This window comes from Streptomyces sp. B1I3, assembly GCF_030816615.1.
GTDB lineage: Bacteria > Actinomycetota > Actinomycetes > Streptomycetales > Streptomycetaceae > Streptomyces.
Map to the genome: position 1 here is coordinate 249,742 of NZ_JAUSYD010000001.1, position 26,650 is coordinate 276,391.

Annotated in this window: 24 protein-coding genes and 1 pseudogene; 9 read left to right on the forward strand and 16 right to left on the reverse strand. The window is 68.8% G+C overall.

What is annotated here, in order from left to right:
• Positions 1-90: 90 nt before the first annotated feature.
• On the reverse strand, positions 91-1,101 hold the full coding sequence (locus QFZ58_RS01265) for a MerR family transcriptional regulator (RefSeq protein ID WP_307122995.1): 1,011 nt from the start codon (positions 1,099-1,101) through the stop codon (positions 91-93).
• Between the two features lie 94 nt (positions 1,102-1,195).
• On the opposite strand from QFZ58_RS01265, the gene QFZ58_RS01270 reads away from it, so the two are divergent.
• The gene (locus tag QFZ58_RS01270) at positions 1,196-2,719 is read left to right on the forward strand and encodes an alpha/beta hydrolase (protein ID WP_307122996.1); all 1,524 of its coding nucleotides are present in this window, start codon (positions 1,196-1,198) and stop codon (positions 2,717-2,719) included.
• A gap of 324 nt (positions 2,720-3,043) precedes the next feature.
• Here the strand turns inward: QFZ58_RS01270 and QFZ58_RS01275 are convergent, their stop codons facing one another.
• The 4 genes from QFZ58_RS01275 to QFZ58_RS01290 form a co-directional block, all read right to left on the reverse strand.
• Positions 3,044-3,562 carry a cupin domain-containing protein gene (locus QFZ58_RS01275; protein ID WP_307122997.1) on the reverse strand — a complete coding sequence of 173 codons (519 nt, stop codon included), beginning with the start codon at positions 3,560-3,562 and terminating at the stop codon, positions 3,044-3,046.
• 1,365 nt (positions 3,563-4,927) lie between these two features.
• Positions 4,928-5,224 (reverse strand): hypothetical protein, encoded by a 297-nt coding sequence (locus QFZ58_RS01280; RefSeq protein ID WP_307122998.1) that lies wholly within the window; start codon positions 5,222-5,224, stop codon positions 4,928-4,930.
• 18 nt (positions 5,225-5,242) lie between these two features.
• Positions 5,243-6,478 (reverse strand): hypothetical protein, encoded by a 1,236-nt coding sequence (locus QFZ58_RS01285; RefSeq protein WP_307122999.1) that lies wholly within the window; start codon positions 6,476-6,478, stop codon positions 5,243-5,245.
• Positions 6,478-7,185: a YwqG family protein gene (locus QFZ58_RS01290; protein WP_307123000.1), complete on the reverse strand. Its 708-nt coding sequence runs from the start codon at positions 7,183-7,185 to the stop codon at positions 6,478-6,480. The genes QFZ58_RS01285 and QFZ58_RS01290 overlap by 1 nt, the downstream gene beginning before the upstream one ends.
• 411 nt (positions 7,186-7,596) lie before the next feature.
• Here QFZ58_RS01290 and QFZ58_RS01295 point away from each other — a divergent pair, with 411 nt between their 5' ends.
• The 5 genes and pseudogenes from QFZ58_RS01295 to QFZ58_RS01315 all read left to right on the forward strand — a co-directional run bounded on the left by QFZ58_RS01295 (position 7,597) and on the right by QFZ58_RS01315 (position 12,729).
• Positions 7,597-7,818: a DUF6000 family protein gene (locus tag QFZ58_RS01295; RefSeq protein WP_307123001.1), complete on the forward strand. Its 222-nt coding sequence runs from the start codon at positions 7,597-7,599 to the stop codon at positions 7,816-7,818.
• 388 nt (positions 7,819-8,206) lie between these two features.
• The gene (locus QFZ58_RS01300) at positions 8,207-10,717 is read left to right on the forward strand and encodes a hypothetical protein (protein ID WP_307123002.1); all 2,511 of its coding nucleotides are present in this window, start codon (positions 8,207-8,209) and stop codon (positions 10,715-10,717) included.
• A 103-nt stretch (positions 10,718-10,820) separates the two neighbouring features.
• A pseudogene (locus QFZ58_RS01305) lies at positions 10,821-11,176 on the forward strand (transposase); the annotation flags it as partial.
• A 26-nt stretch (positions 11,177-11,202) separates the two neighbouring features.
• Entirely contained in the window at positions 11,203-11,763 is a 561-nt protein-coding gene (locus QFZ58_RS01310; protein ID WP_307123003.1) for a histidine phosphatase family protein, read from the forward strand.
• 234 nt (positions 11,764-11,997) lie between these two features.
• Positions 11,998-12,729, forward strand: a complete 732-nt coding sequence (locus QFZ58_RS01315; protein WP_307123004.1) for a maleylpyruvate isomerase family mycothiol-dependent enzyme — start codon at positions 11,998-12,000, stop codon at positions 12,727-12,729.
• Between the two features lie 411 nt (positions 12,730-13,140).
• Here the strand turns inward: QFZ58_RS01315 and QFZ58_RS01320 are convergent, their stop codons facing one another.
• The 3 genes from QFZ58_RS01320 to QFZ58_RS01330 form a co-directional block, all read right to left on the reverse strand.
• The gene (locus tag QFZ58_RS01320; RefSeq protein ID WP_307123005.1) at positions 13,141-13,869 is read right to left on the reverse strand and encodes a hypothetical protein; all 729 of its coding nucleotides are present in this window, start codon (positions 13,867-13,869) and stop codon (positions 13,141-13,143) included.
• A 524-nt stretch (positions 13,870-14,393) separates the two neighbouring features.
• Positions 14,394-14,894, reverse strand: a complete 501-nt coding sequence (locus tag QFZ58_RS01325) for a helix-turn-helix transcriptional regulator (RefSeq protein ID WP_307123006.1) — start codon at positions 14,892-14,894, stop codon at positions 14,394-14,396.
• Positions 14,895-15,190: 296 nt separating this feature from the next.
• Entirely contained in the window at positions 15,191-15,601 is a 411-nt protein-coding gene (locus QFZ58_RS01330) for a VOC family protein (RefSeq protein WP_307123007.1), read from the reverse strand.
• A gap of 318 nt (positions 15,602-15,919) precedes the next feature.
• On the opposite strand from QFZ58_RS01330, the gene QFZ58_RS01335 reads away from it, so the two are divergent.
• A complete protein-coding gene (locus tag QFZ58_RS01335; protein WP_307123008.1) occupies positions 15,920-16,129 on the forward strand; it encodes a hypothetical protein in 210 nt (69 codons plus the stop codon).
• A gap of 387 nt (positions 16,130-16,516) precedes the next feature.
• Here QFZ58_RS01335 and QFZ58_RS01340 read toward each other — a convergent pair whose 3' ends face one another.
• From QFZ58_RS01340 to QFZ58_RS01365, 6 genes are all read right to left on the reverse strand, one after another.
• On the reverse strand, positions 16,517-17,656 hold the full coding sequence (locus QFZ58_RS01340; RefSeq protein WP_307123009.1) for an SGNH/GDSL hydrolase family protein: 1,140 nt from the start codon (positions 17,654-17,656) through the stop codon (positions 16,517-16,519).
• A 330-nt stretch (positions 17,657-17,986) separates the two neighbouring features.
• A complete protein-coding gene (locus QFZ58_RS01345; protein WP_307123010.1) occupies positions 17,987-18,247 on the reverse strand; it encodes a hypothetical protein in 261 nt (86 codons plus the stop codon).
• A gap of 279 nt (positions 18,248-18,526) precedes the next feature.
• Entirely contained in the window at positions 18,527-19,441 is a 915-nt protein-coding gene (locus QFZ58_RS01350; RefSeq protein WP_307123011.1) for a poly-gamma-glutamate hydrolase family protein, read from the reverse strand.
• A 154-nt stretch (positions 19,442-19,595) separates the two neighbouring features.
• Entirely contained in the window at positions 19,596-20,171 is a 576-nt protein-coding gene (locus QFZ58_RS01355; protein ID WP_307123012.1) for a dihydrofolate reductase family protein, read from the reverse strand.
• 1,393 nt (positions 20,172-21,564) lie between these two features.
• On the reverse strand, positions 21,565-21,792 hold the full coding sequence (locus QFZ58_RS01360; protein ID WP_307123013.1) for a DUF5133 domain-containing protein: 228 nt from the start codon (positions 21,790-21,792) through the stop codon (positions 21,565-21,567).
• Between the two features lie 296 nt (positions 21,793-22,088).
• On the reverse strand, positions 22,089-22,679 hold the full coding sequence (locus QFZ58_RS01365; protein ID WP_307123014.1) for a DUF6328 family protein: 591 nt from the start codon (positions 22,677-22,679) through the stop codon (positions 22,089-22,091).
• A 320-nt stretch (positions 22,680-22,999) separates the two neighbouring features.
• On the opposite strand from QFZ58_RS01365, the gene QFZ58_RS01370 reads away from it, so the two are divergent.
• Positions 23,000-23,602 (forward strand): GPP34 family phosphoprotein, encoded by a 603-nt coding sequence (locus QFZ58_RS01370; protein ID WP_307123015.1) that lies wholly within the window; start codon positions 23,000-23,002, stop codon positions 23,600-23,602.
• Positions 23,603-24,390: 788 nt separating this feature from the next.
• On the opposite strand, the gene QFZ58_RS01375 is transcribed toward QFZ58_RS01370, so the two are convergent.
• Positions 24,391-24,663, reverse strand: coding sequence for a DUF4873 domain-containing protein (locus QFZ58_RS01375; RefSeq protein WP_307123016.1), 273 nt, complete (start codon positions 24,661-24,663; stop codon positions 24,391-24,393).
• Between the two features lie 462 nt (positions 24,664-25,125).
• Between QFZ58_RS01375 and QFZ58_RS01380 the strand changes: the two genes are divergently transcribed.
• Entirely contained in the window at positions 25,126-25,395 is a 270-nt protein-coding gene (locus QFZ58_RS01380; protein WP_307123017.1) for a response regulator transcription factor, read from the forward strand.
• Here the strand turns inward: QFZ58_RS01380 and QFZ58_RS01385 are convergent.
• A complete protein-coding gene (locus QFZ58_RS01385) occupies positions 25,374-26,315 on the reverse strand; it encodes a GNAT family N-acetyltransferase (RefSeq protein WP_307123018.1) in 942 nt (313 codons plus the stop codon). The two genes, QFZ58_RS01380 and QFZ58_RS01385, sit on opposite strands and share 22 nt — an antisense overlap.
• Between the last annotated feature and the right edge of the window lie 335 nt (positions 26,316-26,650).

The window sequence follows — 26,650 nt, forward strand, 5'->3', positions numbered from 1 at the left end:
AATCTCACCCAGCGACGGCAAGGTCGGCCCGAAAACAATGGGCCGACTGGACACCGAGGATGTGCCGAGCCTCGACGACCAACAGCCGCACTACTCGGACCGGCGCTCGTTCTGCAACCGCGCGCTGCAAGCGCCCCGGGCGGCCGCCGCACGTCCCGGGTCGGAGTTCAGCGCGGCCAGTAGCCAGTCGTGTGACGTGCCCGGATTCGGCGCGGGCCGGTCGCCGTGCCTGCTGACGAGCTCGGCCGTCAGCTCCCAGTACCGGTCGAGGCGCGGGTCCGCCGCGAGCCGCCGTGCGAGCGCACGGCGGAAGTCGGGGGTGTCGGGGGCGTTGGCGGCACGTGCGTAGGCGTCCACGAACCCGTCCAGCGCCTCCCCCGCGTGCGGCTCTGCGCCTTGGCGCATCTGAGCGGCCGCCAGGTCGTACGCCTCGGCAAGGCCCGCGTACAGCACGGCCGACCCGCGCGCCCCCACCGATCGGTGCGCGTGGGGCTGGGTGGGCGCGTCGCCGTCACAGGGTCCGGTCACCATGGCGTACAGCCGGGCGAATGCGAGCACTTGGGCCGGTTCGGGGCACTGCGGCGGCTGCGGGACAGCGGCCTCGAGGAAGGCGCTGACGGACCGGGGTGGCATCCGCGGTGGCAGCCACGCACGCCAGAACCTCGCCAGAGGGGCGGTGTTCGGGGGCGCGGTCACGGCTCCTATCAGGAGCAGACGGCCGGGGCGATCGGACTTCGGACTCTCCTGTACGGCGCGGAGCGCGGCCTCTCTCCAGCGCAAGGCAGCGAGCTGTGTCCCGAGCTCGGCCAGTTGTCCCGCGACGGCGTCCTCCAGAGCCCCGCCCGTCCGGCCGGCGGCGTTCTCGTCCTCGTCGTCGAGGACGCGGTGCACCGTGGAGACCGGCAGGTCCAGGGTGCGCAGGGCGCGGATCAGCCGCAACCGCTCCAAGGCGTCGGGGCCGTAGCGGCGGTGTCCGCCGGAACTCCGGGACGCTTCGGGCAGCAGGGCGCGGTCGGAGTAGAAGCGGACCGTCTTGACGCTGACCTCCGCTCGCCGGGCGAGTTCGCCGATGCCGCACATGCCGTCCCATGACGAGAACACTTGAACCTCCCTCCGGGGGAGTTTCTACGGTACCGGCGAGGGGTCGGCCGGAGCTCGTGCCGGTCCGCGGACGACGGCGTATCGAGGAGAGACCATGACCGCATTCATCCTGGTGTCCGGCATGTTCACCGGACCGCACGTGTGGCACGACACGGCGGCCCGGCTGACAGCGGCGGGTTCCGACGTCCGTACGGTGCCGCTCGGCGGGCTCGGCGGGGTCCCCGCCGCCCCGGGTGCGGTCATCGACCTCGAGTCGCACATCGCGGATGTCGTCGCGGTGATCGACTCGGTCGCGCGTACGACGCCCGCGGAGATCGTCCTGGTCGGTCATGACTACGGCATCCATCCGGTGCTGGGTGCCGCCGACCGTCGCGCCGAGTCGATCGCCCGGATCGTCTACCTGGACTCGGGACTGCCTCAGGACGGCGTCCCCGCTCTGGCCTCCGTCGCCGACCGGCATTTGCGTGAAGAGGTGATGCGGCGTGCGGCCGAGGACGGGTCCCGGTCGGCCGAGCTGCCGCCTCCGGCGCGTGAGGACTGGCAGCTCTGGGGCAGCGTCGCAGGTGTACCGGACTCGGCGCTGGACCGGCTCACCGAGCTCGCCGAGCCTCAGCCGCTGGGCACGCTGCTCCAGCCGCTGAGCCTGACCGGGGCGGTCTCCTCGGTCCCCTTCGCCGGAGTGCTGTGCACCCACAACGGGGCGGGGATCGCGATGGTCCAGGCCCGGGTGGACCTCGGGGAGCCCTCACTCCAGGCACTGGCCGATCCCCGGGTGACGTTCTTCGAACTGGCCACGGGGCATTGGCCGATGCTGTCCAGCCCGGATGAGCTGGCACAGACCCTGTTGCAGGCCGCAGCCGGCGAAGGGCACCGGCTCGCTCCCGCGAACGCCGCAGAGCCTCCGGCCCATCTGCGCCCGTTCCTGCTGGACCTGCCCGCGGCACCCGTCGAGCGGATCGCACACGTCGATCTTCACCTCCCGTCCGCGCGCGGCCCCCGGCCGGCGGTCCTGATCATGCACGGAGGCCCCGTCCCCGCAGGGGCCCGCCCGACTCCCAGGGAGTGGCCGGGCATGGTGGGGTACGCCCGTTACGCCGCCGCACGGGGGGTGGTGGGCGTGACGGTCGACCACCGCCTGCACGACGTGACGGACTACGAGCGTGCCGCCGACGACGTGGCCGCCGCGGTGGAGCTGGTCCGGTCGGATCCGCGGGTGGACGCGGACCGGATCGCCCTCTGGTTCTTCTCGGGCAGCGGCCTGATCAGTGCCGAGTGGCTGGCGGCGCCTCCGCCGTGGCTGCGCTGCCTGGCGGCGAACTACCCGGTCATGGCGCCGCTGCCGAACTGGGGGCGCGTCGGGAGCCGCTTCAGCCCGGCGGACGCGATCGCCCACGCCGGCGACCTGCCCGTCGTGCTCGTGCGCGTCGGGCTGGAGACCGCCGAGATCGCCGTCACCGTGGAGGCGTTCCTGGGCGCTGCGAAGGAGAGCGGGGCGAACATCGAGGTGGTTGACGTACCGGACGGCCACCACAGTTTCGAGGCAGTCGATCCCACCGACGCGTCCCGCGCTGCCGTACACCAGGTCATGCGCAGCGTAATGGGGCATCTCACGGCCTGATCCGCCCGATCGATACCGACCTGGCCTCGACAGGCGGTGGGAGCAAGGAGCCTGCTGATGCCCGCTCTCACGCACGGACGCCACGGCTCCCGGCCGGGCACCTGGCATGGATGGGTCCCGACGCGGGCGACAGTGGCGCTGATCCGCCACTCAACTGCAAGCCGCTTGCGAGCGCGGGCAGGTACGACTTCCGAAGCCCTGCAGCAGAGCTCCGGTTCATGCTGCCGGGGTGGGCGGATGACGTACGGCAGGCCTGCTGCGAGCTGCACCCGGGCATCGCCGGCGCAGCCCGTAACCCGCCGGTAGTTGGCTCGGAAGCTCAGCTCACGGCTCGCCGAGAAGCTTGAGTCCGTATTGTTCTTTGAGCTCGTCAGCCCAGTCGGGGACGAACTCGAGGTTGTAACCAGCTGCCAACTCGGCGCGGCGCGCTTCGAATTCCTCCGGACTGCCCGCCGTCTGCGCCAACTTCCCCAGCGACTCGAAAAACCGCTCGAAGCCGGCAGGCCAGATGACCTCCAGCAACCTCCCCGGCTCGCTGCCCGCATTCCAGAACGTGTGCGGGACTCCACGTGGCTTGAACACGTAGGTGCCCACACCGGCGGTGGCGACCCGGTCGCCGACTCTCACCCCGAAGGTTCCCTCCAGGACGTACGACAGTTCGTCCTCGCTCTCGTGCACATGGGGAGGCACCAGACGCCCGGGCTCCATCGGGTGCTCCACGATGGCGAGACTCTCACGGGTGGCGTCGCCCGAGACCTTGAAGTCGACGCCCAGGCCGCCGAGGTCGGTGTTCTCCCCCTCGCCGGGGTTGATCACGAGGAGACCATTGGGATCGGTGATCATGGTTCCGGCTCCCTTCGCTCACTTACCAGCTTGCGCTCGTGGAGAAGGGCACGCCAGGCCGATCGTGCCGGCTGCGCTTTCAGCCCTGACCGCGGGTGGGGACCTCCGCTTCCATCCGTCTCAGGCCGCGGAGGGAGTCGGACGCCGAGACCATCGCGACGCGCGCAGGACTCCGAGCACTGGGGGGCGCGCTTCACGTCCGCGCTGAAGGTCTCCGGGCCGATCGCCGTGGCGAGCCATGACATCGGCGGCGCCGTCGCCCGGCATCTCCTTACCCACGACTGGTTACAGGCGTCCCGGCTTGCCTTGGTCAACTCGATCCTCCACGACTCGTGGCCGGCGCCCCACGTGGCCCGGTTCCGTGGCTCGGGGCCACCGCCGAGGTCGTATTCGCCGCCCGCCGGAAGGCGGTGACGGCGTCGCTGTCGGGGGATGAGGGGCGACGAGTATCAGCCGGCCGAGGCCTCCCGTGCGCCGTCCAGGTCGGGCACGCGCGTGCGCGGTGGCGTCCGCGACGGCCTGCGGTGTCCAAGTAGGCACAGAGGCGAAGCGTGCAGCGCTGTGCCGCCGCGGCGCCGGGCGTTCAGACGGGCTCGGAGACGACCAGGACCGCCTTTTTGGTCCGCACGGCCGTACTAATGGTCTGCATGAGGGCGACTAGCTCACTGGGAGGCACGCAGAAATCTGTCCTCGCTGGAGTAGACATTGAGGCGCGGAGTGGTTATGGTTTCTCTCGTAACGGAGATCAACGGGGCCTGGCTGAGACGAACAGCCGGTCAAAAGTACGCAGTTGCAGTACGCAGGGCGGTGCGGTGGTGGAGTTCTGAAGCCAGAGCGGTTGCAGGATGGCGACGGGACTGACGACCGGACCGGGTGGCCCGCAGTGATCAGGGGCCGCCGCAAGCAGTACGGCAGTACCAGCAGTGGTTGTCAGCAGTACCTCGGCAAAGGCGCCTGACTGCGGCGCGCGTGCCGGGAAGTTCGGCAGCGGGGTTCCAAGCCAGAGCGCATGCATGACGGGCGACGGGGCTGGCTGCCGGAACGTGGCGCTGATCAAGGCCACAGGCAGTATGCAGTTGCAGTTCGGTAAGTGATTGGTTCAGAGGGAAAGAACGGAGGAGCAAGGCGCCATCAGGATCGCCCGGACGGAAGCACTGAGTCCGGGTACCGCAGGACATCGATAGTGAGGTGGTCTCCGGTCAAGCAACCGCGATCCCCGCGCCCCCGACGCCGTTCAGGTCGGGTCTGCGGAAACAGAAGGCCGGCGCAGCACGAAGGCCGGCAGATGGTGTAGCAGTTCCTTCGGGGCCCTGGTGCCGTACGGCACCAGGGCCCCTCCAGCGTGTCCTACGGGGAAGCGGTGACTCAGAGGTCCGCGAGTTCTGCCTTGAGCTCCGAAATCCGCGACAGCGTCCGATCAGTCTTGCCGGAGAAGATCCCGACAGCTGTCCGCAACCCGGGAGCCGCGTGCATCTCGCCCGCCCCTGTGAAGTCCATCTGCCTCTTCTCGGTTCTCCCGTACGACAGGACAACGCAGTCATCGTAGGGAGTGCCAGTCACGCCCAGCAGCCAGATGACCAACGTGTCCGGCTGTTGGGGCGCGCCGGAGTAAGCCTGGAGTCGGGCGCCCCAGACCTGCGTGTCTGCGACACCAGTCGTCATGCATGACATCGTCAGCAGTTACGGCAGATCACGCTCTGCCACGATTCCCGACGCCACGTCTTCGAGGACGAGGCCCGGAAGGATGGCCAGTCCCAGACTCTGAAGATCCACGTTCGGGCCGGCTGCCTTCTCTGCAGCGCTGGGCAGCCAGGAGGCCAGCCGGTCCAATGCAGGTTCCAAGCCTTCTCGGTCGTTGCTCAGCAGGGATGCCACGAGCGACACGACATCGGCGCGGGAGCTGCCTGCTGGAGCCGGCAGAGTAGCCAGTCCTGCGAGTGCGCGCTCGTCACGAGTGCCACAGAGCGCGGTGAGGGCGGCAAGCGCGAATCGGACGGCATCGCTCTCGTCCTCCCATCGGGACAGCAGCCTGGGCAGCTCGCCGCCGATGGCCCGTCGTGTCAGGTAGTCAGCTGCAGACTTCTCCCAGGCGCCCCCGAACGCGGTGATGCGATCGGCCAGGGAGACTTCTGCCGCAGGCCCCGAAGCAGCGAACCGCAGCAGGTCGCCGAGCAGAACCAACCGGCTGCCGGGCGCGATGTTGTCGTCGCAGACCAGCTCGACGAGGAACGGGACGGCCTCGACGGTGGTGTCGGTACAAGTGCCCTGGTGGGCCACGGCATCCGCGAGATCGCCGAGAAAATCACCCGTGGACCCATAGGGCTCGCCGAACGCGAACTCCTCGTCGAGCAGCCATCCCACGGCGTCCGGAACGCTCTCCACGTTGCCGTACATGCGCTCTGCGACCGCCACTACGGCCTGGACCACCGCTGCGGGCTCACCAACCTCACTGCACTTCCACGGCGGACCGGCCGGAGGCCGCGAGGGGTCCTTGGGCAGAGGACTCGGAAGGGCGACATCGGCGCCGGCCTGCTCATGGACCAGGCCGTCCCGTGTGAAGACTCCTTCGAGAGTCGCAGCATGCCCCTCGCTGTACCCCTGCTGAAAACCGCCGTGTGCTCGGGCCACATGGGCCACCCGAATCCGTTCACTCCGAAAGAACGGGTCGAGAGCCCTGCGCTCCTGCCCGCAGTAGACGGCCAGCGAGAAAACCTGCCACCACCCCTCCAGCTCCGGGTCCATCGACGGCTGGCCGTACCAGAAGCTCGACGGAACGAACCGGAAGTGATCGTGGACGCGCACCGCCGTCAGACGGTGCCCCATCCCGGACAACTCGGCCGCGGCGGCGCGGGCAGCGCCCTCGCTCGGCAGGCTCAGCGTGTACTGGACTCCCCAAGCGGGAGGTACCGCGGCCATCAGCTGCACTGCCAGGTGAACATCGCCCGCTCGAAGCGCCGCTCGGCCAGATCCTCCGGGCGGATCAGCCAGTACAGGGCTCCGGCGTCGCCCCACATCATGTCCGCGGCGTCCTCGCTGTCGAACTGGGCCAGCAGCACCCAATTGCCCGCCTCCTCGGACAGCCGTGGGTCGGCCCAGGACACCTCGCTGTCCAGTACCGCCTCCGCGATCTCGATCTCCACCGGGTTCTGCACCGACTGAGCATGGCCGCCGATCTGATGCCCGACCTCGTCGTCGAACTCCCACAGCGCGTTCAGGAACTCCTGCGAGCAGACCGGATGGTCGTACCGGTTGCCAAGAGAAGCTCCCGGAGCGAAGGCGGCCCGGACGGAGGGATGCCAGGGCTCGGTCGCCGTCATCTCCACCCGAGCGGCCAGCGGCACCACCAGATACCGCTTCAGCCCGGCAGGCGCCACACGCTCCGCCACCTCCTCCTCGGCCCTCACGTAGAGCACACGGGCACCCGCCCAGCTCTCCGGGTCGTCGGCCAGAACGAGGGCCTCGCCGTCGTCCAACTGCCCGTCGAAGTAGAAGAACAGCAGCGTTCCCGCCTCTGGCAGATCGATGTCCAGCGCGGCCGTCGGCAGACGCGCGCAGTCGATCGAGGCGACGAAGGAGAGCGGACCATGCCCCTCCCACACCGGCCACTCCGCGCTGGCAGGCAAGGCGGGAAGACCACCGAGGCGCCCCACAGCGTCGTCAGTGCCAGTTGCGACCTCAAGACGCATACCAGGGCGAAGCAGACCGAGCCACTTCGCAGCATCGTCGGGCGACAGGTGCTGCGAGGCGAGGGATCGAAGGGCTTCTCGGGAACCATGTGTCATGCGCCCGATCATCCACGATGCCGCTGACAGAGATTTCGGCGGCCTTCCCGCTGCACACGCGGCCGCTCGGTCCGTGGCCGTGGACCTCCAAGCAGCGGTGACGCACCCTTCTTCCCAATGCCACCAGCCCTCCGCCGGCCCCGTACGCAGGACACGCGTACTGCATCGCCCTGGCCCCCTTCGGGCCCCCATCCGACGCCGACCTCTTGACCACCTACCTCGACCGCTACCTGGCCCGCCCCGACCTGGGCTATGACCAGGCATCCCGCCCTTGGCGCCCTGTTCCACCTCGACACCGCCCAAGGCACCGACCATGCAGCCTGCTTCCTCACGCCGGACGGCCCCTGGCAGCGGTGGGCACGCGAGCGGCCCTCAGGGCGTGAGCTGGAGCCCGCAGAATGCCGGGAGACCATGGCCCAGTACTGCTCCTTCGTCCAGAAGAGCGCCCGACACCGTGCAGTGCACAGGTGGTGAAGTTTTCCCTTCCTATGGGGCGTCCCTGATGCTTCCCGTCGCTGCGTGACTGCGCATGCACCGCCGCGACGTCGCCCGATCAGTGGCCACGCGGTAAGCGCTCAATGTGCCGATACTCTGTCCGGCGCTCCACCAAATCACCTACAACACGAAGCCGGACAACAGAATATGGGCGCGGACGCGAAATTTTGCGGCACTTTGAAACCAATTTCGATCACCGAGGCACGGGCTTAGTCAGATCGGATGACGCGTTTGCTAATCGTCTCTACGGTGAATCCGGCGGCGCTCATCCATAAATCCTGTGGTGCGCCGCAGCCTGATCTTCTGAGACGAAGGTGGGAATTCTGTGGCCCGATCGCACCATTGTGGAAGAATATTACGGCCGTCCGTGCGCCGGGCAGCCGTAGCTCTGAGTGCGGCCCTGCTGGCGGCGGCCGTCGGTTCCGTCCAGCCTGTGCTCGCACACGCGTCCACCCTGGTGGCAGCCACCGCGGACGTGCCGGGGGACTCCACTCTGACCAAGACCGTCCAGAACGTGACGCACTCCGGCCAGGTCACGGCCGAGCACGGCGACACCGTCAACTGGGCGATCGGGTACCACGACGCAGGATCCGGCGACCCGGCGACCACCACGATCACCGACCCGATCACGGGTGCCGGAACGTCCCAGACCTACGTACCCGATTCGCTGCGGGTGCCGCCCGGCTGGACGCCCTCGTGGTCCACCGACGGCACCACCTTCACCCCCACCGACCAGGGGGCGGCCACCCGTGCCGTCCGGGCGACCAGACCCGACGCCGCTCCCCCGAACACCTCCACGCGGAGCGAACTGCTGCCGCCGGTGCAGGCCGGTAGCCGCTCGACCGGCGGTGACGGCTTCACCCCCATCCTGTACCGCACCGCGTCCGGCGACGTCGAAGCATGGAACATCTACCACCACTCCGGCCCGGCCGCCCGCATGGTCGTCTGCAACAACCTGTCCACCGGCCAGCCGTGCGTCGGCGGCCCTTGGCCGCGTCCGCTCAACACCACGTCCGCCCCACTGGGCAGCGGCGACACGGGCAACGTCTTCACCACTCTGTCACCGCAGTACGTGCTGGACCCCGGACGGCCGGGCGTCGTCTACTACCCGGCCGTCGCCGCCGGTTCGGTCGGCGCGGGCTGTCTGGACATGGGCACGCGCGCCAACTGCGGTTTCGTGCCGCTGCTTGCTTCGAACGGAGCGTCCTCCGGCGCCAACGGCCTGGCGGGACTCGTCGCGAGTGGCGGCAACGTGTACGGCGTGGCCAGCACCGGCCAGGTCCTGTGCATGAGTCTCACCACCCGCACCCCCTGTACCGGGCAACCGTTCGCGGCCGTCGTGCCGCCCAACCACGATGTGCCGGGTGCCACGAACTCCCTCTACATGGGTGCCATGGTGGTGGCGGACGGCAAGGTCTTCGCCTCCTCATCGCCGCAGACCTCGGGCTCGACAATCACCGGGCCACCCGCCCTCGGCTGCTTCGACCCCGAGACCGGTGCGACATGCGCCGGCTGGACGACGCCGCACCCGGCCGGCCCGGGCGCGGGTTCCTACTCGTACAACGCCTTCACCTCCTACGACACCACCGGGGATGTTGACGGCGTGTGCGCCGCGGCCTCCAGCGGCGCGGCTCCGGCAATCACCTGCTACACCCTCGACGGCGCCCCTGCGACATCCTCCGCGACCGGTTTGGCCGGTCTTCCCGGCGGCACGCTGGTCTTCAACCCCGAAGTGGTCACGGCCGCAGGAGAGACCCGCAGCTATTTCCCCGTCTGGGGCGGCCCGCTGCCCGGCAACACCGTCTGCTACAGCTGGACACACGCCCAGCCGTGCGCCGGATTCCCAGCCGTGGCCGGTCACCCCGGCGTCAACGGCGGCGCGACCCGCGACTACGGCTATGCCTATGACAGCACCACCCGTTGCCTCATCGGCCTCGGTGACGCCGGGATCCTGTTTTCGATCGACCCCGCCACCGGCGCCTCGCCGTGCGTGCACACCGGCGCCTCGGTCGAGCTGAAGCCGGCGGCCTTCTACTGCGACGGCGCGCCTGGCCACGTCCAGGGTTACACGCAGGCCCGGCTGGAGGACTTCGACCTCTCCCACGCCGATCTGGACGCCTCGACCGTGTCGGTGACCGACCCCGACGGCAGCGTCATCGCCTCACCGGCGCTGACTTCGACCGGCATCGTCGACCTCTCCGGGATCTCCGCAGTTGATCACCCGGCCATCACCGTCACCGTCCAGCTCGTCCTCACCGACACCACCGACTTCACCGCCACCAACCACCCCGCGCTGACCGTCTCCTTCGAGGGCGACGACCCGCAGATGTGCCTGCGCACCGTCGTCTCGTCCGACTGTGCGACCACGTCGGTCAGTGACACCGCGACCGGCTCGGACAGCACCGGCGCACTGACCTCCGACACCGTCTCCCTCGATGTCGCCCCCGGAGAGCAGTGCCGTCCCGAGGTCAAGGTCGACAAGGAGATCTGCACCGTCTCCTCGCCGCACGCCTGCGGTCCCGGAGGCGCAGGCCCCTGGGCCAAGAAGAGCCCGGTCGGTCTTCTGCAATTGCTCGGCACGGCCCGCTGGCGCATCACCGTCACGAACACCGGCCCGGTGGACGCCGTCGACGTCAGTGTCAACGACCCCACCACACCTTCCTGCCGGACCGCCGCCGGCACCTTCACCCTGGCGGCGGGGGCGAGCCGTCAGATCTACTGCTCCTCGTTCCTCCTCGCCCTCCCCATGAAGAACACCGCGAGCGCCACCTTCAGCGTCGGCCATGCCCCGCACGGCACACCGCCGACCACCAGCGCGCCGTCGTCGGCCGTCGCCTGCTCGCTGCTGTGCATCCTGGCGAAGGAGGACCACGCCTGAGCGGTAGCCCGCACACCGGGCGAGATTCAGATCCTCGCTGACGCGACATCTTGAAGGGGCCTTGTGGAAAGGCCCCTTCAGGAATCCTTCAGGAATCCAAGGGCGCCCCGACGGCGCCCCGATTTACGTGATCACGGACAACCTCTCCACCCACAAGGGCGCCCAAGATCCGCCAGTGGGCCCGAAAGGAACCGGGTCGAGCTGTGCTATACCCCGACCAAAGTGTCCTGGGCGAACCCGATCGAGGCACATGTCGGACCGCTGCGGCAGTTCACCCAGGCCCACTCGAACTACTCCGACCACACCGTCCAGACCCGCGCGCCGCACCGCTACCTGCGGTGGCGCGACGCCAACACCTGCCGCCCCGGGGTCCTGGCCGCCCAACGCCGCGAACGATCGCGCATCCGCAGCGAGAAAGGACTCCGCCGGGGAGGCCGCCCGCTCGCCCATGCCGCCTGACTTGTCGAGGACATCCAGGAGCCCTGATGGCAGTAGAGATCGTCTACGAGACACACGCCACCACCACGGACAACGAAGCCGGCATCGCCACCGGCTGGCTCCCGGGCCGACTCTCGGACCTGGGCTGCCGCCAGGCCCGGGAATTGGGCGAACGTCGACCCGGCGACGGCTTCGCGGCCGTGTTCGCCTCCGACCTGCACCGCGCTGTCCAGACAGCCCGGACCGCGTTCCCCGACGGCCGTCCCCCGATCCACCAGGACATCCGCCTGCGTGAGTGCAACTACGGAGACCTCAACGGACACCCGGTCTCCCTCATCGCCGCCCAACGAGCCCAGCACATCGACGAACCATTTCCGGGAGGCCAGAGCTACCGCCAGGTCGTCACGGCCACCCGTGCCTTCCTTCACGACCTCGCCACCGGATGGGACGGCAGCAGAGTCCTGGTGATCGCCCATTCGGCCAACCGATGGGCACTCGACCATCTGCTCACCGGAACACCGCTGGAAGAACTGCTCCAAGCGCCGCCTACCTGGCGCCCGGGCCGGCACTACACGCTATCCACCGACTGGCCCGCCTCAATCCGGTGAACCTATGCGGTCAGAGCAACTATGGCCTGGTGCGAAAGCCACGGACGGGCGCCAACACAGCGGTGGGCAGCTGCCGTACCGAGTTCCGACTGCGGCCGCATCATGTGTTCAGGTCCTCGCCCCATGCGTCCGGCACCGCACCATGCCTGGACTGCCGGGGCACGTCCTCGACATGCGCCAAGAGCCGGCGCTGGGTGGATCAGGTGACGCGCGGATGGGGGTAGGAGAAGACCCATGACTTACGACGAGACGCAGTCTCCTACCGCTCTGCTGCCTCTGCTGGGTACATCTGTGGAGCGGTTGCTCGCCTCCGCGATCACCCTGTCCGATGACGACGTGCGAGCCCCTTCGCGACTACCCGGCTGGAGCCGTGCACACGTACTTACCCACGTCGCACGTAGCGCGGACTCGCGAACACGGCTGCTCACTGCGGCCCGCACGGGCACGGACCTGCCGCAATACAGCGACGAGGCCCAGCGACAACGGGAGATCGAGGAAGGTGCTGGACGTCCGGCCGCCGTGCTGGCCGACGATCTGGAGAATGCGCTGCACCGATTTCTTCGGGCCGCCCATGACCAGCCGGAGGACACCTGGGATGTACCGGTGCGCTGGCTTGGCGGAGGTCTGCGACCGGTGCGCGGCGCCATCGGCAGCATGCTGCGTGAGGTGGAGGTGCACCACACCGATCTGGGGACGGGCCACAGGCCGACGGACTGGCCCCCTTACTTCGTGATGCGGGAACTTGCCACCACGGCAGAGGCACTCAGCGACCGTCCCGACGCCCCTGCCGTGGTGCTGCTCGCCGACGAAGACAAGGCGCTGCGCCAGGTCGGTGACGGCAAGGGACCACAGGTGTCGGGGCCGGCGGCAGAACTCCTGGGCTGGCTGACCGGCCGCACGGACGGGACCGTACTGACGGTCGATCCGCCCGTACCGCTGCCGGCCGTGCCCGCCTGGCGAAGCTGACCAGAACAGCACGTCCGCCAGGCGCAAGGCACGGCGGCTGGTCTTCGTCGGCGCGGTCCCACATGCTTCGACGATCCCGTTGACAGCGGGACTGCTCGACGACCTGCGTGTCCGGCAGCTTCCGTACGGCAACGCGACGCCAACGAGGCGTCGGACAGTTGATACGACGCCGCAGGCCACACAACGCCATCCAGAACCAGGACAAGGTCCGGCGGCAACCGCTTGGACGCCGGCTCTTACGGGCTGGGTGTCACCGCTATTCGCACGCCCACGGAGCCGAAGCACGCTGAGTGGCGTAAAGGCAGGCTGGTGGGGCCGCCGGGCGTCATCGATGCGACCGTGTAGGGCCATCGGCCAGACAGATGGCCTTCCGACCGGCGTCAACTCGCCCGGGACCACACGCGGCAGGGCCTAACCCTTGAGGCCGAGACCGTGCGGTGCCGGGCCGAACAGCATGTCGCCCATCAGGCCGGTCGTGTCGATGACGACCTTGCCGTCGGCGTCCGGGTACGCGATGCGCTGAGCCCGGCGGTCGGGGGCGACGAAGTACACGTCGGGGCTGACGCCCCGGTTGTCCTCCGCAGTCTGGAACCAGTGCCCTGCCGCCAGCGCCATGGTCTCGACGGCCGTCAGGACCCCCGTGCCCCGCACCACATGCAGGATCAGCGTGTGCCACGAGGGCACGGCGACCATGACGCCGTATCCGGGCGGGGCTCCGTGCACCTGCCCGACCAACCAGTCCAGTACAGCCACCCGGGAGGCGACAAAAGGGTCGTCACCCATGAGAGTCACCAACTCGGTGTCCTCACGGGTCGCGTCGCACAGCTCGCGCACCACGCGCAGGCTGTCGAGGTTCTCCACGTTGCGCATCGCCCGTACCCACACCGCCTCGGTACCGCCGAGTTCGCTCATGGACGACACGGGCACGAAGTCGAGCCGACCTCCGGCGAACAGGGCCGTCGCCATGACCAGACCAGGCAGGGCGACGGGCGCGCCCTCGGCGACACCGGGCGGGAGACGGTCGGGTGGCATGACGAACGGCCTCAACGAGTCCAGTTCACCGCGACCGAAGCTCATCCCCCGCTGCTCGCCCAGCTCGGGCTCCTTGCGCTTCTTGGGCTTCTTGCTGAAAAGACCCATGGGCCGCAGCATAGCCAAGAGAGTCGCGGCCGGTGCCGATATGACGAAGCCCGGCCGTCCGTCACAGGCAGAACACGCTCCTCGCGTGTGTCAACGCTCAACCGGCGAAGTCAAGCGCTCAGTACCTGCCGCCCTCTCACGAAAGCCAACAAACGGTAAGTCGCTTCGTGATGTCGTATGTGAGACTCTGACCCGGATCGGTCCCCTGCACCCCACTCGGGTGCATCGGCTGCCCGTTGTTTCTGAGATATAGATTTTCGGACTGAAATATTCGCTCATCATCTACAGCGCGGACCGTGCGGGTGTTTATGGAGCCCTTCGGCGATATGCGAGGAGCGCCCGCGTTGGTCATGGTCGCCGACGTGACGTCAATTGTCCTCCTGGTCAAGGCGCTTCCTCCCTACGCCCTCCGTAATGCACGGCTCGGACGTCAGTTGAGTAATATGGGAGAGTTCTACGCCGGCAGCAACCGTTCTCCCTGCTCCCCCGAACCGCTGTAGCGACCATTCGCCATAACCGCCGCATCACCTGACCTCGACCGGCGGAGTGTGCGTTATTTCATAGGGCACTGGTTGCGCTCGCATTTCCGCCGGCGTGGACGCAGGGCCCGCAGCGTGGACTGCACTCGCAGCATCAGCTCGGCCGTCCGCCACACCCGCCGCCGGGCGCCGGAAGGCCCCGGGCGGCACGCCTGTCAGCTCGGTGAAGCGGGTGGTGAACGTGCCCAGCGACGCGCAGCCGACCGCGAAACACACCTCGGGGACGCTGAGGTCACCCCGCAGCAGCAGCGCCGTCGCACGCTCTATGCGACGCGCCGTCAGGTATGTGTACGGCGACTCATCGTAGGCGGCCCGGAACTGCCGATTCAGGTGTGCGGCGGACATGTTCACGTCGCGGGCGAGCGCCTCCACGTTCAGCGGCTGCGCGTATTGCCTGTCGATCCGGTCGCGCACGTGGCGCAGTCGCGCGAGGTCAGTCAGGCGCTGCGCCTGGACACGAGCATGCCTCCACTCGGGTTGGCACATGAAACGCTCCCCTTGTCTCGTCTTCCATCGACGTCTACACGCGCCTGGGGTGCCTACCGGGGGCAGGTACCCCAGGCGCTCGGTGGTGCTGACCAGCCGCCGCAGTTGTCGAGCAGCCGGCCGGGCAACTGCTGGACAGCAGCGGGACGGAGTCGGGACCCTGATTCGGTGCAACAGGTACCCGTGCGCGGTCCCGGTGAGGTCGGCAGGGCGGGCACCTCTGCGTTGGTGCCACGCCGCGTCCCTTCCAGGTCATCGCGATTCCGCCCTCACGGCCGTAGCGGTACCCGCAAGGCTCAGCGAAGCTCCTGGATGCGGATCAGGTTGCCCGCCGGGTCGCGGAAGGCGCAGTCGCGAATGCCGTACGGCTGCTCGGTCGGCTCCTGCACGACCTCGGAATCACCGGCCTGCACCTTCTCGAACGTGGCGTCGAGGTCCGGGGTGGCCAGCAGGATCCAGCCGTAGGTGCCCTTGGCCATCATCTCGGTGATGGTGCGGCGCTCGTCTTCGGTGACTCCCGGGTCGGCAGCCGGCGGCGCGAGAAGGATCGACGTATCGGGCTGACCGGCCGGACCAACGGTGATCCAGCGCATCCTGCCTTGTCCGACGTCGCTGCGGACCTCGAAGCCGAGAACGTCGCGGTAGAAGGCGAGCGACGCATCCGGGTCGTCGTGCGGGAGAGAACTCATGTGAATGGTGATGTCCATAACGCCAGGTTAGAGGCGGCTTCGCACACAGCGCTTCTCGATTCCTGATCGATCCGGCTGCACTCGCACGTGCACGGGCATGTCACGCGGGTCAACCCGTTCCTCCCGCGTTCAGCTGCCGCCCGTCAGCGTCCGCCAAGGCAAACGGTGCGGGACCGTACTCGCCGACGAGATGAGCGTGCGCCCGGACCCGCATTGCCTGACGCAGACCCTGGCCACTGTCAGCACGAGACGTGGCTGGTGCTGACAGGTGTTTCACCACTGTCGGGACGGTGTGCTCGGAGTGCTGTGCCGAGGCCGGCGCTGCACGCTGGGAGTATGAGCGCGCCGATAGTCATTCACCGGCCCTCCCCCACCCGCGGCCGCCGGGTCACCATCCGAGGGCAGATCGCCGGCCTCGCCTACGACGACCGCGACGTCGAGGAATTCCTCCGGCGTGCCGGGCTCCCGGATGCCGACCAGTTGCTCGATGACCCCGCGTGGGTGGAGTGGCGCGGTGGCCGGGCGCACCAGTACCAGGCTGCCTGAGGAGTTCGCCGATCGCCCACCTGCTGGAACAGGCTCTCGCAGATGGGGACGCGAGAGGCTACAGGGCGCTACGGGCACGCCCTCGGCATCTTCAGGATCTGCCGGCACGATGACATTCTCTCGGCACCAGCACCCTGTCCGCGGGTCGCCACGGGGTGCGGCGGAGCGGAGCCCGACGGACATGTGTCCTGAACCCGGGTCGCCATCTCGCGCCGACGGTTCAGCAGTGCAGGTCGTCGGGAGCATGAGGGCGACAAAGGCGGGACGAGGGCCGACGGTGCCGGGCGCACCGGGAGGCTGATTCCCTCCTGGCATCACGAGGTCAGGCCGCTCGCAGTCGTCGTGGGCACCCGGTCCGGGCCCGGAGGGCCCGGACCGGGTGCCCGGTTACCAGTGCAGCGGAAGAGTGGCGAGGTACTGGTCGAGCAGGCCGGAGATGATCTGGTGGTCGTGGAGTGAGGGGTGCCAGTCGCAGCCGAGGCGGTCCAGGCCCGGATCGTCGTAGTACCAGTAGCCGATCCGGTTGTCGCCCTGCGTCTTGCGGTCCCGGACGATGTTTTGGGCGGTGTCGGCGAAGGCGGTGGTTCCGGACACGGGGGTGGCGCTGACCACCAGGAAGGTCCGGGTGCCGTAGCGGGCACGCAGCTTGTCGAGGAAGCCGTGGTAGGCACTCGCGTAGGCGGTGACCAGGTCGTTCTGGGTGGCCCACGGCTCGCCCGGGTTGAGCGGGGTCGAGAAGTCGTTGATGCCCAGGCCTATGACGACGACCTGCGGCTGCCAGGTGCCCGGTTTCTGCCAGACGTCGCCGGGGACGTTCAGCAGGGCCCTGTCGTAGTAGGTGCGGTAGTCGGTGCCTGGCTCGCCGCCGTTGTAGTTGCGGACCATGCCACGACCGGAGAACGCGTTCTGCTGGTAGTCGGCCTTGAGCTTCTTGGCGGTGAGGGCGGCGAAGGCGAGATCCGCGTTGCTGTTGCGGTCGACTCCTCCGTGGGCGGAGCAGTCGCGCGTGCCCGAGGCATTGCCGTACCCGGCGGTGAAGGAATCGCCGATGAACTCGATCTGCCTGGTCCGCGCCGCGGGGGCGTGGAGGATAGCGCCTCCGGCAGCGGCGACGAATCCGCCGAACCGGCCCACGCCCCACGGGCTCTCCGTCCGCTTGACGAGCCGCACGCTGTGCTCGGCAGCGGTGAGGTCGTTGATCCAGGACGTGGTCCGTCCGGGAGTCACCAGTGTGCTGACGGTCTTTCCGTCTATCTGGACGTCGTAGTCGTTGGCAGAGTCGTCGAGCACGATCCCGACGCCGGTGCCACTGAACCGGCCTTCGAAGGCGATGCCTGGCCAGGTGTACTGCACGGAGCCGTCGGCAGCTTTCTTGACCCGGCCTGACGTCCGGAAGGTGGCCGCGGGGGCGGTCGGCCGGCAGTGGTGGGTGACGGACGCCTGGGATGGAGAGGCCACGGCGGTGACGGCGCTCGCGGCAGCGGCCGTGAGCAGCGCCCGCCTGGAGAGGTGACGAGTGGTTCGCATGAGCGGTCCTTCCGTTGTCGTGACATATGCGCGCGTGCGTGCGGGAGCGCTCCCACGGCGCTTGCGCCGGCCCGGCGGGTAGGGACGGGGGTCGGGTTGCGCCAACAAGGCCTTTCCGGTCAGGAGACGCGGGGCGGGTGGCAGTGACTTCCTGCGCCTCGTACGACAATGGGGGGCCGACACCCTCTTCGGCAACGGTCGCGTCGCCGTCGGTTGCGTACCTGAAGGCGTCGAGGCGGACGGTGTCGCCGAGAGCGTGACGCCGAGGACCCGCCCGTTGATTCCGCCGGCCACCTCGGTGGACCGACAGCGGCCGTCGAACCGGGGCAATCACCTGCGGGGATCCTCTGTGGCGACACCGGGTTCGATGTCGTCCGGACCGTCACAGGTGGCCTCCACCGAGCTGATGAGCAGCACGGTCGCGGGCGGCAGGTCGTCCGGCAGGTCGTCGTACTCGGCTGAGCAGATCTCCGACTCGACCGGGCCCGTGCGCAGCACAGCGCAGGTCGCACCGTGTTCGATGTGCACGGCGCACCGGTGCCGGTCGTCCGGCCACAGGCGTAGGGCGCACGTCCTGTCACCTTGCGTCACCTCGGCGTCCTCGGTCCACCGCTCGTCCGTCGAACCAGTCGGTGAACGAAAGGCCGGAAGGCCGTGCGCTGAACCGGTGTACGTCAAAGACCGCTCACGACGGCCAGGGGCTACGGCCGCCGCTGTCGACCGTTTCCGATGGCGCGTACCTCATACCTGCCCTGCACCTGGCGTGGGACCAGCGGCCGCGGTGCACTTCCAGGTCCCACCGCCCTGCTCGGCCGTGCGCAGTCCTACCCGGACACCGAGGTCGCGTTCGAGGAGCCAGCCGGTAAACGCCTAAAGATCAGGAAGGGAGTCGATGCCGAGTTCGTGGTTCTTGATCGCCTCGCGGACTGCGCTCACGACGCTGTTCCAGAAGTGATCGGCGTAAGGACTGTCGGTGCTCGGCACGCCGGCCGTCGTCCTGCGCTTGGCCGCACCTGAGAAATCACCGAACATCGCCTTGCGTAGCGCCGTGGACAGCTCCAGCTGGGCGCCGGCGCCGGTGCGTGTGCGGTTGACGATGTTGGCCGGGTCGTCACCGTTGATGGGGTCGGTGGCGCCCGCGAAAACCACGGTCACGTCCCGACCGGGGTCGGCCGTGGGGGAGGTCAGACCGTACTTCGTGAAGGCTGCCAGTAGGTTGCGCTTGAGCCGCTCGTCCCGGCCGCCGATGATGATCTTCCTCGCGGCCGGGTCGTCGAAGCCGTGCAGGGCGACGGCGTACAGGTTGCCGGTGCAGACGGCGAGGGCGGCCGGATCGTCGCAGTGGGTGGAGGTGACGTGCTGCGCGGCGGAGTTGGCCAGGGCCTCGAACATCCAGTAGTCCCGCTGCGGCTCTCCCGGTACCGCCGCGCTCGCCGGGTCGGTACCGGTGTCGAAGGGCGTGTATCCGGCGATGGCCATGCACAGCTCGCTCGTACCCGCCTCGATCCCACCGCCGTGCGGTGCTATCACCGCTGTGTTGTTGACGGGGCCGCTCGTGCTGCGGGCATTGTCCGTGAAGTGCACCGGCTCACCTATGCGGAACCGGCGCATCCAGTCGGTGCCCTCCCCCGCCGCGGTACGGGTGTACAACTCGGTATTGGACCCGTACCGGTCGACTGCCGCGGCCGGGGTGGCGCCATTACCCATCACGGCATTGAGGGTGGGCAGACCGGCGGCGACGGCGGCGACGGAAGCGAGGACGGTGCGTCTGCTGGTGTTGTTCACGAGGGCGATCCTGCATCATGCCCTGACGGCTCCCCACGGCGGGTGGCGGCTCGGGGCAGCCGGCGCCCTCGACGGATGTGCCCGCATCGACGAGTTCCCGGGCGCGGAGGGTGATATCCGGACGGCATGCCGCTCAGCCTCGAAGTTCCACAGGTCAGTGGAGAGTGGGTCGGTAGATCAGCTCTTGGATGCGACCGTCGAGTGTCCGGTTCTCGATAAGCTCCAGATCGAAGTCGGCCGCACCTTGGAAAATCGGGTCCAGCCCGGTCTGACCGGTGATGACGGGGAAAAGCGTCACCTGCACGCGGTCGACCAGGCCGGCGGCCATCAGGGCCCGGTTCAACGACAGGCTGCCGTGCGAGCGCAACGGAACCTCGGACTCCTCCTTGAGCCGGGCGACGACGTCGACGGCGTCACCGCTCACGAGGGTCGCGTTCGGCCAGTCGAGGGGCCCTTCCAGCGTCGTCGACACCACCGTTGCCGGCAGGCTCCTCATCCGAGTGACCCATGGGTCACGCACTTCGGGCTCCTGGGCGCTCGATGCAAGCATCCGCGCGAATGCCCGATAGGTGTTGGCCCCGAAAATCATCCGCTGTTCCACGTCGTACAAGGCCAGGCGGTGGTCGAGCAACTCGGGACCTTGCTTACCCCAATAGCCGGTCCAGTTGGCGCTGGCAGCTCCATAGCCGTCGAGGCTGGAGAAGACGTCGAAGGTGTAAGTGGCGGTCATGCCGTTCTCCTCGGGTGCGGTTGATCGGTACAGGCAATGACTGGTGCAGTCTGCGCAACTCATCGCGACAGAACCGGCCGCAGTGTTGTCGCCCGGTACCACTTCGCCACTCCTCCACCGTCCTGGCTCCGGAGCTTCGCCGCTGCCACGCCTCGGCTCACTCCACCGGCTGAGCGGCGAGGTCATCGCCCTGCTTGTGGTTACGCTTTCCCAGCACGACCGGGAGCGTGTCGTTCCGATCTCCGCCGAGCCCTTATGGGCGTCGCGCACATCGTCCGTCGACAGAGCCCGGCGAGAAGCCGATCCATCGCTCAGCCGTCATGGCCCGCACGGAAGGCCCCTGGCCCGAGCCCACCATCCCGCCCAGTCCGACGGTGGCCTCGCTCTCGTGCCTGCGAGCTCCTCCGTCCGGCGCAACTGCCCGCCGGAGCCGGTTCTACCGCCAGGGGCGCCGGTGACGGCCGCGAAGTCCATCCGGGGCATACTCCGACGCGCCACGTGCGAACGCAGCCCGTCCTGGCATGCTCTCGGTGCTCGTTCTCCGTCACAGCACTGTCGAGACCGAGGCGGTTCACCCCCTCGGAGTTTCTGTTCGGGCGGGGGGGGTGGTGGTGCGCTTGCACCCCATTTCGGGGTGACGCCCTTCGCCCGAACCTGATCCAGGGCTGCGCCGCGCGGCCCCTCGCTCCGCGCTCTCCTCCCTCATGCGGTCGTAGCAGGGTGGTGCGACCGGAATGTGCACACGGCGACTTCGGTGAGGGACTCCGACTCGGTTACGGGCGTGGAGAGTCGGCCTACCGTCAGGAAGCCGAGGACGCGGCTGATCGCGGTGGCGACCTTGCCGAGAGCTGAGGCGATCAGGCCCCGCCGGCTGAAGCCGGTGACGGTGAGGGGTGTTGCCCAGCAGGCGTCCGGCGGGCGGCAAGGCGCCCGACGCGGCGCCGCCGACGATACCGAAGAGGACTGTCCGTCCGCCTGGCGTCGCCACGTCGAGGTCGAGTGCGAGGGCCGTGGTACCGAGCGGGTCCAGGACAAGATCGCCGCCTCGGCTCTCGGTCACGGCTCGGACCACCGCAGCGAAAACGTCTTCTCGGGGTATGTGGCCAGGTCGTAGCCGCCCCTCCCGGCACCGCGGAGCCCGCTCCCCGCTCCCCCACAGAGAACCCGGTGACACCGGACCCGGGTTCACGGACGGACGGCCGTCGCCTGTGGACGCCGTGAACGCCGGAGGACGGTGTCGGCCGGTAGGGGGGCGCCCTTGTGTCGCACGCGGGCGCTGTCGCCCGAAGAGTGACAGCCGCGCATCTGCGCCTCAGCGCCTCACGTGCGGGGTGTGTCGGCCCAACAGTTCGGCGCATAGGGGGCGATGGCGGCTGCCGGGTGTCCGGTCCTCTCAGATGGTGAGGAGAGAGTCGTCGTGAGGGCGCGCGCCGGGCAGCTGATGCCGTGCGGCGACAAGAGCCACGTCGATGTCTCGAGTCCCGGTGGCCACGCAGAGTGTGTAGGCGATGTCGTCCATCCGCTGCCGCACCTCCGCGTCACCGTTGTCCGCCTGCAGGATGCGCAGGGTGTCGTACTGCTCGACGAGGTTCTGCAGCACGGCGGGGTGGGCCATCAGCACCGGAGTCTCCTTCTCACTGTCACCTACTAGTGGTTCGGCGGCTCGACTACCCCGGGTCTTCACCGCTACACCACTTCCTTGCCGGGTGCTGACTGCGATGCGTGACCAGGGAGTCCTCGCCCGATCCACCGCTGCGGGAGACCTTGACGGGACGGCCCGTGCCAAGTCTGCGGACTCGAACGGGCTCTGTCACCCCGCGCCTCCACGGTGCCTGATCGGATGTGTTCTCACATCCGACCGGCCCAGCGCCTGCCGACGCGACCAGCAACCCCCGGTGCACCATCCCGGTCACAGCACTAGGCAGAAGCGTCTGACCTCTTCATTCCGTGCCGGCACTGGGGGCGCCGGGTGGCTCGGCGGCGCAGTCGCAGTGGCAAAACGTACCAGCAGAGGCAGAACCACAACATGACGCTGCCTACCAGAACGACCGCGAGCGGCCCCGGGACCACCACGTAAAGGATGAGCAGAAGGGTGCATCCGATGGTCAGGGCGAGCAGCACCATTCCGCAGATCATCAGCCGGCCGGCGGCCTCGACCACTTCGTCCTTCATCCGCTGGCCGGACAGGAAGCGGTGAATGGAAACGGGGGCTATCAGCGACGCAGTGGCCGCGGCCCCCAGCACGACCGTCGTGACGTAGACGGCGCGCTCAAATGTGCCCAGGTCGTGGAACATAGGTGTAAAGGCCACACTCAGCAGGAAGCCGAACAGGATCTGCACGCCCGTCTGGGCCACCCTCGTCTCTTGGAGAAGCTCGTTCCATCGGCGGTTGACCCGCTCACGGGCGGTTTCGGCTCGTTCCGGTTCGGTGCTCACCTCATTCGTTCCGCAGGAAACGCAGAGTTTCTCGTCCGCCCCCGCTTCGGTCCCCTGCTCCGTCATGGTCATGTATCGCCTCCCAGTGGTGGAATCTCCGAATTCCCGCGATGACGACCTTCATGCGGTCTCGCGGAAGGCCGAGTCTTCCGGCGCCCTGCCACTCGATGGTGCCCACGCATGAGCGGCCGGGCCGTTGCCGGCCGGGAAGGGGCCCCGGCGACGACCGGCCGCCCCGACGCCGACGGCAGGACATCCGCCTCGCAACGGCTTGGGCCGCCCGGGCGGAGGTCATACTGATCGTGACAGTCGCCTCGCCGCCGAACCAGCTCCGTAAGCGAGCCGGACCGGTGAGGACGCGCCCTTGTCGATGTCTCCGAGGGGAGCCGTTCATGAACACGGCGAAAGACCTGTTCATCATCGCCATGGACCCGAGGCCGGAGTTCGCCGTGGGACAAGGCGACCTGTCGCTGGCGCTCGCGGGAGCCGAGCTGATCGATCTCATCGGTGCGGGGGCCGTCACCGTGGACGACGACCTCATCGTGCCGGGCGGGCCGCCGACGCCGGACGATCAGCTCCTCGGTGAGGCTGTGGCTCGACTCACCCGGCAACCGCCTTACGAGCGGATCGAGGACTGGTTGTGGCGCCGGGGCCGCGACCTCTCGGCCGCGTACCAGACTGCACTGGAACAGGACGGCGAACTGACCCGGAAGCGAAGCGGCCGGTTGTCGCTGGGCTCGGAACGCATGGAGCCGGCTGATACGCCCAGCCGCCGCCGGGCAGTCGACCGCTGGAAGGAGAGGGAACCCGTCCTGACCGCACTCGCCTCGGTCGTGGGCATCGACGGCGGACGGTCCGACATCGAGGGCGACCTCGACGAGGCGGTGACGACCGTGGTGGCCGCGGTCCACGACGCGGTGATGGAGCTGGAGGCCGTACGCCAGAGGCGGACCATCGAGAACGCCGCCTTCGCCAATCTGTGGCGCGGACCGTGAGCCGAGTGCGCGGTCGAGGCCGACGACGGGCGTGAGGGACACGTGTGCTCCCTTGGGCCGGCACACCGTTCGGGTGGGGCTTCTTCGTCGCCCTGGTCGTGGAACCTGCGGTGGTGCAGGCCTAGAGCACGGCATCGGGGCCGTACGGGCGAGAGTTCGTGGTTCCCTCGCAACGCTGGTCGCCGCCGACGGTCTTCGCTTCGCGAAGCCGGCGTGCGGCGATGGCCCGAGCCTCGACGGGGTGCCGGCGTCTCCGTCGCTGTCCTTGCCCTGATCACCACACCTTCGCGGCCCCCGGGAGAAGGTGGGCCGGGCACGGGCCCTCGTGCCGTCCACCTGTTCGGTGCGGCACGAGCACGTTCCGAGACCTCGTCAGCCGGCCTGTCCCAACTCGGCGGCCCGCTGCATGTACTAGCGGGTGATCGGCTCGTTCGGGGCGATCGCGGCTGCCACCCGGTACGCCTCCGCTGCCCCACGGGTGCGAGCGAGGCGGCGCGCAGTGCGTCCGCGCGGACGGCGGCGCGGTTGAGGGCCACGACCGGGTTCGTCCGTAGGGTGAGGAGACTGTCGAACAACGCCACGATCGCCGCCCGGTCGGTCGCGGCCGCGACCGGGGCGACGGCGTGTTGCGCAGCGATCGCCGCCTGGAGTGCGTACGGGCCGCCCCCACGGCCGCCTCGCGGGCGAGAGTCATGCCCTCGGTGATGACCGTGCGGTCCCACCGCATGCGGTCCTGCCGTGTGTGGCGCATGGTCCGCCCGCGACGTTGCACGGGCGGGCAGCGTGATTCAGAAGGGCGCCGGGCCGTCGCCCCTGACCATGGCGCTCCCGCTTTCCGCGTCCATGTCGACTTGGGCCGACCCCTGGCTGCCGTCGGGCATGCGGATTACGACACCACTGCTCTGCACAGCCGCCCAGAACGATGCTTGGAGCCCGTCGGCGTGAACCGTGCCCGACCAGCCCCCGGCCGCGCCGCGGTCGACGGCTTGGAGAGCAGCCATCACCTCCGTCTCCTCTCCTGCGATGACGAGCGTGGCAGGGCCTTCGTATATCGCGGTCATACCTCCAGCGTGCCCGGTGATCCCGCGAGAACGCCACCTTCCTCGGACGGAAGCGGAGAGGGAGGCGGTCGGCGGTGGACGGGACGGTACCTGCCCCTGAGAGGCGTACGGGCATCGGCGCCAGTCGCAGAACGAGCACGAGCATGTCCCAGGTCGGACGCCTGCTTGCGGCAGCAGATGTGTCCCTCGGCCGAATCGACCGGGCACGGGCGCAACGGCGCTCATGGGGCATCCGGCCGTCAGCGCAGCGGCTCACCGTTGCACGGCCCTGACCGGTCCGGACGACCGGGCCGAGGAGCACGTCGTGGCCGCCCTGCATTTCCCACGCGGGCAAGAGCGACTTCGAGCGAGCCCGCACCGGACTGCTGTACGGGGCATGGCTGCGCCGCAACCGGCGTCTCATAGACGCCCGCAGCACCTTCGTGAGGCACTGGAGACCTTCGGCAGGCTGGGCGCCCAGCCGTGGGCCCGTCGGGCCGGCGCCGAGCTGCAGGCCGCAGGCGAGGCACCCCCTCCGGCACCACGGACACGCGGCTCGGCCGGCTGAGCCCGCAGGAGCGAGAGGTCGTCAGGTTGGCCGCGACAGGAGCGACCAACCGGGAGATCGCCACGCAGCTCTTCCTGAGTCCGCGCACGGTGGGACACCAGCTCTACCGGGCCTTCCCCAAGCTCGGCATAGGTTCCCGAGCCGAACTGGCTCCACGCTCATCTCATGACACAGGCACCGAGTAGATCATCCGGATCTCGGAGACCTGGTAGCCGGCCCGGGCGAATGCCGCGGCCATCGGTGCATTCCCCGTGTCCGTGGTGGCGGTGATCAGATCGGCACCGGACTCCGCCTGCACCCGCGTGATCTCGGCGAGGACATCATCGACGTAGCCGAGACCGCGGAATTCCGGAACCACACCCAGATAACCGACGTTGCGGTGGTACGGAGTCGCCGAGGGGATCGCGAGGCCGGCGGCCTCTCCTTCGGCGGTGTACGCCAGCCGCCACCACTCCCGCTTGCCGGGACAGCCGAGGTAGAAGTCCATTTCCTCCCGAGCGGTGGCTTCCGGGCCGCGGGACGCCACGTTCCTTCGTGTCTCGCCGTCCAGGCTGCCTTCAGCTATGCGCCGGAACATGTCCAGGAACTCGTCATCCGATGCCTCGGAAAAAATAAGCCGGCCGCTCGGGCGAGGAATTCCCACCTCGGGACGCCACTCCAGGCGCAGGCGTTCCACCTCGTCAGTCAGGCCGGCGTCCATCGCCGCCGCGCGTCGCCAGGCCGTGGCGGCGGCTACGGCCGGGTCCGCACGCCAACCGGGCCGCAATGTCAGGTTGTACAGCGGCAGTTTGGCTGCGCCCTGTTCGGCGAATGACCGCAGGCCGGCGCTCAGCAGTCGGCCCGCGAGCGCCGATCGGTCCGTGACGGTGCTGTCGACGTGCAGGCAGTCCAAGGCAATCGGGTGCGCGCTGGTGGACTGCCCCCACCACAGCGCCCGGGCCACGATCCGGTCGCCCTCCTCGGCGACCCAGGTCCACTCCGGCCGGTACATGCTCTGGCGGAGTTCATCGGTGTAGCGATCGGCATCGATCCAGCCGACAGGCTCGTCGACCGTGAAGGCGACGACGCGCTCGAGGTCGGCTTCGGTCGTGGGACGAATGATCATGTGTTTCCCTACTGCTAGCTGTACATGGTGATTGACGCACCGTTATTGAAGACCGGTAGTCGTCGAGGGCGAATACGGCGATCCGAAAGCGGCTGCCCGGAACCGCACGGTGACGGGAGCGCGCGCGGAAGCCGGCCGTGATGCAGGGGCATCGGGGGTGACGAGGTGACGGCATGAGCACCAGGCAGATCCGTTGCGTGCGGCATCAGTTGTCACGACTTGACGTGGCCCGTCGCTCGCGGACGGCCGGCGGTGCACGGATGCCCAGCAAGATCGCGGGGGCCTGCCCTTGGGGTGGCGGCCCACCGTACACGAGCCCAGCAGGCAGCGCAGGT